General features: G+C 63.0%; 4 protein-coding genes and 1 pseudogene. 4 read left to right on the top strand and 1 reads right to left on the bottom strand.

What is annotated here, in order from left to right; genetic code table 11:
• The 4 genes and pseudogenes from VF672_RS04360 to VF672_RS24520 form a co-directional block, all read left to right on the top strand.
• The coding region (locus VF672_RS04360; RefSeq protein ID WP_331101835.1) for a M10 family metallopeptidase C-terminal domain-containing protein at positions 1-1,989 on the top strand (1,989 nt) is incomplete at its 5' end.
• Positions 1,990-2,220: 231 nt separating this feature from the next.
• Entirely contained in the window at positions 2,221-3,150 is a 930-nt protein-coding gene (locus tag VF672_RS04355; RefSeq protein ID WP_331101833.1) for an LD-carboxypeptidase, read from the top strand.
• A gap of 165 nt (positions 3,151-3,315) precedes the next feature.
• Positions 3,316-4,425 (top strand): annotated as a pseudogene (locus VF672_RS24525) (HAMP domain-containing protein); the annotation flags it as partial.
• The gene (locus VF672_RS24520; protein ID WP_414705572.1) at positions 4,405-5,286 is read left to right on the top strand and encodes a methyl-accepting chemotaxis protein; all 882 of its coding nucleotides are present in this window, start codon (positions 4,405-4,407) and stop codon (positions 5,284-5,286) included. The pseudogene VF672_RS24525 and the gene VF672_RS24520, both read left to right, overlap by 21 nt.
• 35 nt (positions 5,287-5,321) lie before the next feature.
• Here the strand turns inward: VF672_RS24520 and VF672_RS04345 are convergent, their stop codons facing one another.
• The gene (locus VF672_RS04345; protein WP_331101829.1) at positions 5,322-6,512 is read right to left on the bottom strand and encodes a benzoate/H(+) symporter BenE family transporter; all 1,191 of its coding nucleotides are present in this window, start codon (positions 6,510-6,512) and stop codon (positions 5,322-5,324) included.
• Between the last annotated feature and the right edge of the window lie 74 nt (positions 6,513-6,586).

Raw genomic sequence — 6,586 nt, 5'->3', positions numbered from 1 at the left:
GGACACAACTACGTCGGTTATTCCGGTGCGCCGGGTGATGAGTCCTACGGCATACGTTCCGACCTCACCGTCATGCGCCTGAACGCCGACGGTAGCCTGGACACTACGTTCGGCCAAAGTGGCATTGCGGTGCTACCCGCCAACCTGGACCGCGAGGACGCTACGTTCATCATCGCCGTGCAGGCAGACGGCAGGGTGTTGTTCGCGGACTACACGGCGGCGGGCTTCACCGTGCAGCGCTTCAACCTGGACGGCAGCCCGGACAGTAGCTTCGGTACCCAAGGCGCCCTGACGCTTGATCTGGATTATTACCCCGAAGGCACGGCCCTGGATGTCAATCAGGACGGTACCTTCTATGTGAGCACACGAGGTACGCACGCTGCCGAGATCTTCAAGAGCAGCGAAGACGGCACACTGTTGGAAAGTTTTGGCGACCATGGCCGTCAGGTGTTGAGCCCGACCGGGGATTATGAGAACGGCAACATCACCACCACGGTTCAGGCCGATGGCGGCGTGGTCATGGGGAGCTGGCTGTACGTAGGTGGCTACGACGTGCCGGGCAGCACGCTTCATGTATCGGGCGACCCGGTCTACAGCCTTCAGCGCCTCAAACCCGACGGCACGCTGGACACTCAATTCGGTGATAACGGCACGGTGCATTTCGATCCGGCGCTGGGGCTGAGCTACTACTCCGAGGTCGCGCTCCAAGCCGACGGCAAACTTGTTCTCGTGGGCGAAGGCACCGATGGCGCGGGCACCATTTTGCGTTTGAATGCTGATGGCTCGTTCGACACCACCTTCGGCGACGGAGGGAGAACCACTTTTGCCCCGATTCCCGATGACACTGGCTACGCCCACTGGAACGACGCCCGCTCCGTTACCGTGCAGCCCGATGGCAAAATCGTCGTCGCAGGCACCAGCTCCGTTAACGTGAACGCAGGCTTCAGCGTGGTTCGCCTGAACGCCGATGGCTCGCTGGACACCACCTTTGGCAGCCAGGACGGCGCCTCGCACCTGGACGGATCGAGCGGCCAGAATACTCTGCTGGGCATCAACGCCGCCGAGGTCCTCCACGGCCTGGCTGGCGACGATCTGCTGCAGGGCAATGGCGGCCGCGACGTGCTTGCCGGCGGTGCTGGTGCCGACATCTTCCGCTACGCCGAGATCAGCGACAGCTACCGGACGGCCACTGAAACCGGCAGCGACCGCATTGTCGATTTCGACCCGTCCCGGGACCGTATCGACTTGACCAAGCTGGGCTTCACCGGCATCGGCGATGGCCACAACGGCACCCTGGCGGTGGTGGAAAACACCGAAGGCACCCGCACCTACCTCAAAAGCTACGACGCCAACACCGAAGGCCAACGCTTCGAACTGGTATTGGACGGTGGCCTGGCCGGCCGCTTGACCGATGCCCAACTGGTGTTCAGCAGTCCTGCCGTCTACGGTACCGAGAACGGCGATGCGATCACCGGCAGCGCTTTGTCGGAGATTTTGCGCGGCCTGGACGGCAATGACAGCATCAACGGCGGGACAGGCTCCGATGTGATTGTTGGCGGCACGGGTGCAGACAGGCTGAACGGCGGGGACGACCTGTCGGTGCAGCTGTTCAACGGCCGGCACGAGAACGATGACACCTTCCTTTACACTGCGGTGAGCGACAGCTACCGGACCGAGACCAAGAGCATGGTGGACCTGATCGTCGACTTCGCGGATTACAGCGACAAGATCGACGTGTCTGCGTTGGGCTATACCGGTTTTGGCGACGGCACCGGCACGACGCTTAAAGTGGTGTACAACCAGACCCTGGACCGCACCTACCTCAAGGACCTCGAACCCGACTCCCAAGGTCACCGGTTCGAAATTGCCATGACGGGTAATTGGGCGGATGAGCTGGACAACAGCAATATGGTGTTCGCACCTGCTCATAAAGAGGTGACGCTGGTAGGTGTGGCCACCGACGCCTCTCTCGACGGGGCGGTTGCCTAGGCCTGCTTGAAGCACAAGGTGGATGGCGCGGGGTCGGCGGCCGCGCGTCATCTGGCCGTGCTGTGCTGAAAACGTCCTGAACGGCGGCACGCGCCCTGCCATCCATATTTGGCCCAATACGATCAACGACACAGGGTGTGTCGGTGCAGACTGAACCATCGCCTGCTGGATTCACCGCCAGCAGTGCTCTACATTGCACCATCACCAAACACCCGCCGAGTTGCCCAATAAATGCCTGCCTCCCGACCAACCCTGCACCCTCAAGTCCTTCGCGCTGGCGACGCCGTGGCGCTGGTGTCCCCAGCCGGCCCGGTCGCTGAAGTCCGGGTGGAGGCAGCCGTGCGGGAACTCACCTCATGGGGACTACGCCCTCGCGTTTACCCCCACGCACTGGACAACATCGGTTTTCTGGCAGGCGGCGACGCCAATCGCATTTCCGACCTCAACGACGCCCTGGCCGATCCCGAGATACGCGCCGTGTTATGCACCCGTGGCGGCTACGGTGTGCAGCGCATCCTCGGGCAGCTGGATTATGACGCGGTGCTTCGTGACCCCAAGCTGGTGGTCGGCTTCTCGGACATCACCGCCTTGCACGCCGCACTCTGGACCCGCACAGGCCTCGCCACGGTTCACGGCCCAGTCGCCGCGCAGCTGGAAAAAGGCGGCATTTTTGCCAGCACCCTCAAGCAGGCATTGATGAGCACTCAGCCTTCCGTCATTCATGCCGACCCGGCAGAACCCACCTTCAGCGTGCGCACTTCGGGGACAGTCGAGGGCGTGCTGCTTGGCGGCAATTTGAGCATGCTGAGCACCTGCATCGGCACGCCGTTCATGCCGGATCTGGAAGGCGCGATTCTGTTGATCGAAGACGTCGGCGAGCTGGCGTATCGGGTAGACCGTCTCCTCACTCAGTTGCGCAATTGCGGGATTCTTCAGAGGCTTGGCGGCATTGCTGTGGGCCAGTTCAGCGAGCCCGGCCATGGCAATAACCCGATCAGGCCGCCCGACGTGCTCATCGAGCGCCTGGGCGATCTGGGCATTCCGGTGCTTGGCGGACTGTCGATCGGCCACGGCGAGCCTAACCTGGCGGTGGCATTGGGCACTCACGCCATGTTGGATGCCGAGGCGGGCACGCTGACGGTGGCGCCGGCCACGCGCTAGTACGACGATGACCGTTCTGTAAGCGACCTCGCCCTAGCGATTTGCCATCATTCTGGCGTCAACACCTTGTTTTGCCCCTTGAGCATTGCGAATCTGCGCGGATGTTGATTGGCCGCGCGCGGATGGCCTTGCCATGTGCGCCCTCAAGCTGTGGAGCGGAAACTGATGATTTCGGCCGTGAAGACACGATTTGCCAATCTGGGGATGGCCAAGAAGCTGGGGATCGGGTTCGTGCTGGTGCTGTTGTTGACGGCACTGGTCGCGGCGATCGGGGTCTGGTCACTGCGTTCCATCAGCGCGCATTTCGACAGCCTGAAGGCGATGACCGCACTCAACGGCGAGGTGAATCGCGTGCGGGTGCTGGAGCAGGATTACGCCTTGCACGGCGATCCGAAGGTCGTCGATCAGGTTCACTCCGGGCTCGACGGCCTGAATGCCCAGGCGCAGCAGCTCAAGGCCGGCGCGCCGATCAACGAGCAGGTCATGGGTGAGGTGCAGCAGGCGCTGGCGGCGTATCGCGCCTCTTTCGACGAGTTCGTCAGCATCAGCCAGAGCAAGGACCTGGCGCTGGAAATGGCCAGTTGGTCGGTGTCCAGCGTGGCCAATAACCTCGACGTGTTGCAGGCGGGGCTGGCCGATGACGGCGCCTACGCGCTGAAGGATTCCCAGGGCCAGCAAGGCGTGGAGTTCATCGAACAGGCCAACCAGATCAGCCAGATTTCCAAACTGATGATGCAGGCGATGGACGAGGCCCGGGTGCGCCTCGACAAGAGCCGCAAAACGGGCTCGGGCGAGGAGGTCAAGACCGGCACCATCGAACAGGCCGTTCAGGCGCAGCAACTGGCCGAGCAGCTCAAGGGTGTCATCAAGGACGCGGGTTACCTCACCGTGCTGACCGAGGTCGGCGGGCACATCAGCAATTTCAGCGACAAGCTCAACGAATACACCGGGCTGCTGGCGTCGGAAGCCAGGGTCTCGCAACAGCTGGCGAGCAACGCGAAAGTGGTGGTGCAGCAGGTCAATCATGCCTATGACGCCGAAGACCAGTCGATGCAGAGCGAGTTGCAGGCCAACGCGATGATGATCATCGGCTCCTCGGTGTTGGCGCTGGTGGTCGGGCTGATCGCCGCGTGGGTCATCACGCGCCTCATCGTTGCGCCGCTGCGCAGTGTGATCGCCACGGCCCAGCGCATTGCGGCCGGTGACCTGAGCGGCCAGGTCAGCGTGACGCGCAAGGATGAAATCGGTCAGTTGATGCAAGCGATGCAGCAGATGGGTGCAGGCTTGAGCCGCATCGTCAGCGGGTTGCCGGCGGGTATCGAGCAGTTGGCCACATCGGCCCACTCGCTGTCGGCCGTGACGGAGCAGACCAATCTGGAAGTCAGCAGCCAGAAGGAAGAAACCGAGCAAGTGGCGACGGCCATGAACCAGATGACCGCGACTGTCCACGATGTCGCACGCAACGCTGAGGAAGCGGCGCTTGCGGCGCAGACCGCCGACGCCAAGGTCGACACGGGCCAGGCCGTGGTGCGCCAGAGCCTGCAGCGTATCGAGCAGTTGGCGTCGTCGGCCCGTTCAGCCAGCGATTCGATCGAGACGCTCAGCGGAGAAATTCATAACATTGGCAATGTGCTCGGCGTGATCAAAAGCGTCGCCGAGCAGACCAACCTGCTGGCGCTCAACGCCGCCATCGAAGCCGCGCGGGCAGGCGAGCAGGGCAGAGGCTTTGCTGTGGTGGCCGATGAAGTCCGCGCCTTGGCCAAACGCACGCAACAGTCGACGGAAGAAATCGAGCGGCTGGTCACCCGGTTGCAGAGCGGCGCCCAGGCGTCGGTGGCGCAGATTCAAAGCAGCGCCGAGCTGGTCAAACTGGCGGTGAGCGACGCGCTGCAAACCGAGGGTGCGCTGGGCAGCATTGCCGCCGCGGTGTCGATGATTCAGCAGATGAACCAGCAGATTGCCGCCGCGGCCGAAGAGCAGAGCTCGGTCGCCGAAGAGATCAACCGCAGCGTCACCAGCATCCGCGCCAGTGCCGATCAATCAGCGCTGGCGATGCAGGGTAATGCGGCTTCAAGCATCGAACTGGCTTCACTGGGCATGGAGTTAAAAGGCATGGTCGGGCATTTCAGACTCTGAATCCGCGGCGTGTTTTCAAGGCGGCGCAATCATGCTCAGGCCTTGCGACCGTTCAATATCAGCAGCGTCAGCACCCCCGCGACGATGCCCCAGAACGCCGAGCCGATGGAAAACAGCGTCAGGCCCGACGCCGTGACCATGAAGGTGATCAGCGCGGCTTCGCGCTCTTTCGGTTCGTTCATGGCCACGGTCAGGCCGTTGATGATCGAGCCAAACAGCGCCAGGGCCGCGATCGACAAGACCAGCTCTCTGGGAAACGCCGCGAACAGCGCCGCCAGCGTCGCGCCGAACACCCCCGCGATGGCGTAGAAAATCCCGCACCAGATGGCCGCCGTGTAGCGTTTGTCGCGGTCTTCGTGGGCATGCGGGCCGGTGCAGATGGCGGCGCTGATGGCCGCGAGGTTAATGCCGTGGGCGCCGAAGGGTGCGGTGATCAGCGAGATGATGCCGGTGGCCGTGATCAGCGGCGAGGCGGGCACCTGATAACCGTCTGCACGAAGGACAGCAACGCCCGGCATGTTCTGCGACGTCATGGCGACGACGAACAGCGGAATGCCAATGCTGATGGTCGCGGCAATGGAAAAGGACGGCGTGGTCCACACCGGCATCGCCACTTCCAGCGCAAAGCCGCTGAAATTCAGCAGCCCGAGCATGCCCGACAGCGCCACCCCGACCAATAACGTCACCAGCACAGCGTAGCGCGGCGAGTAGCGTTTGATGATCAGGTAGGTGAAGAACATGCCCAGCACCAGGCCGGTGCGGTGTTGCGCGGCGACGAAGATTTCGCTGCCGATCTTGAACAGAATACCGGCCAGCAGGGCCGCCGCCAGTGACGTCGGCAGGCGCTTGACCAGCCGTTCGAAACTGCCGGTGATCCCGCAGATGAAGACCAGCACCGCGCAGGTGATGAACGCGCCGATCGCTTCAGGGTAGGCGACGCCCCCCAGGCTGGTGATCAGCAACGCGGCGCCCGGCGTCGACCAGGCCACGGTGATCGGCGAGCGATAGCGCAGCGACAGGCCGATGCTGCACACCGCCATGCCCATGAACAGCGCCCAGATCCATGATGAAATCTGCGCCGAGGTCAGCCCGGCGGCCTGGCCGGCCTGAAACATCAGCACCAGCGAACTGGTGACGCCGGTCACCATGGCGATGAAGCCGGCGACGATGGCGGATGGCGAAGAGTCTTTCAGCGGTCGCAATGGCGCGAGGGTCACGTCAGTCATGCGGGTCTATCCTTGGCGCAGCGGTTGAACAGAGCTGCAGCCTATACGCAGTGGTCATGGCCCGTTGCAATACA

Source organism: Pseudomonas sp. (genome assembly GCF_036387035.1).
GTDB lineage: Bacteria > Pseudomonadota > Gammaproteobacteria > Pseudomonadales > Pseudomonadaceae > Aquipseudomonas.
This window is presented reverse-complemented; position numbering and strand designations above follow the sequence as displayed.

Coding starts and splice junctions, on each gene's coding strand:
- VF672_RS04345 (WP_331101829.1), bottom strand. CDS start 6,512: ATGACTGACGTGACCCTCGCGCCATTGCGACCGCTGAAAGACTCTTCG.
- VF672_RS04355 (WP_331101833.1), top strand. CDS start 2,221: ATGCCTGCCTCCCGACCAACCCTGCACCCTCAAGTCCTTCGCGCTGGC.
- VF672_RS24520 (WP_414705572.1), top strand. CDS start 4,405: ATGCAAGCGATGCAGCAGATGGGTGCAGGCTTGAGCCGCATCGTCAGC.